Raw genomic sequence first — 524 nt, 5'->3', positions numbered from 1 at the left:
CGCAGAGCGACAGACCTCCGTGGAACGCCGGGTACAGCAATTTGCTGATGCAGGTATCCGGAAGTCTGCTGACGACTCTGTGTCTGCACAAGAGAAACAGACTTTGATTGACCACCTGAATCAGAAAAATTCAGGCCCGGACAAATTGACGCTGCAACGTAAAACACGCAGCACCCTTAACATTCCTGGTACCGGTGGAAAAAGCAAATCGGTACAAATCGAAGTCCGCAAGAAACGCACCTTTGTGAAACGCGATCCGCAAGAGGCTGAACGCCTTGCAGCGGAAGAGCAAGCGCAGCGTGAAGCGGAAGAGCAAGCCCGTCGTGAGGCAGAAGAATCGGCTAAACGCGAGGCGCAACAAAAAGCTGAACGTGAGGCCGCAGAACAAGCTAAGCGTGAAGCTGCTGAACAAGCGAAACGTGAAGCTGCGGAAAAAGACAAAGTGAGCAATCAACAAGACGATATGACTAAAAACGCCCAGGCTGAAAAAGCCCGCCGTGAGCAGGAAGCTGCAGAGCTCCGGC

At 52.9% G+C, this 524-nt stretch carries 1 protein-coding gene; it reads left to right on the top strand.

The genetic code is table 11. The features are described 5' to 3' along the window. Nucleotides 1-103 precede the first annotated feature (103 nt). Nucleotides 104-524 (top strand): IF-2-associated domain-containing protein (locus tag EIZ39_RS26210; RefSeq protein ID WP_205668650.1); only part of this gene is annotated, 421 nt, incomplete at its 3' end.

Origin of the sequence: Ammoniphilus sp. CFH 90114, from assembly GCF_004123195.1 — a bacterium.
In the GTDB taxonomy this organism is placed as follows: domain Bacteria; phylum Bacillota; class Bacilli; order Aneurinibacillales; family RAOX-1; genus YIM-78166.
This window is presented reverse-complemented; position numbering and strand designations above follow the sequence as displayed.